Origin of the sequence: Serratia sp. ASV30 (assembly GCF_016428815.1) — a bacterium.
GTDB classification, from domain to species: Bacteria; Pseudomonadota; Gammaproteobacteria; order Enterobacterales; family Enterobacteriaceae; genus Chania; species Chania fonticola_C.
Window position 1 is genome coordinate 1 of record NZ_JAELTL010000176.1, and the last position, 572, is coordinate 572.

General features: G+C 36.5%; 1 protein-coding gene. It reads left to right on the top strand.

What is annotated here, in order from left to right:
- Nucleotides 1-572 (top strand): response regulator transcription factor (locus JHD74_RS25975; protein ID WP_199063906.1); only part of this gene is annotated, 572 nt, incomplete at both ends.

Genomic DNA, 572 nt, shown 5'->3' on the forward strand with positions numbered 1-572 from the left:
AGCCTGGGAGCCTAAAAGAGTAGTTATATTTGATAAGAATTTTTTATCAAGGAATGCTGCTTACGCTATATTGAAAGACGTTTACCCTGAAAGTATGGTGAGTGATAGTGAAGAGCTAATTGATGCTATAACGTTAATCGAAGAAGAGAGCAAGCTACAACTACCGTGCTTGTTGATTATCGATTTTTCTGGTGATCAAGAAGCGCCGTTAATTTTCTTTAACAAGATTAAGTGCTGTTTTTTAATTAACCATAATCTAAAGGTGGTGGTATATACTTCAGTTGAAGATTGTTTTTTCATTGCTTCCATCTCCAGTTTTATTTCTGGAGGGGTTTTATTAAAGAAAGAGTCTATGTTATCAATGAAAAAGATGCTTCACTCTTTGAGAACGGGTTTTCAAGTGGTATTCAGTGCATCAGTAAATCAACTTATTGGAGATTATCGAATGCCATCCGTATCCCCAAAGGCACTACAAGGGTATTTCGCAGAGATAGCCGAACATCAATTGTCATCAAGCTCTGTTAAGACCGGGAGTAAATATAAAACATTTTGTACTCGGCGCTATAGTACAC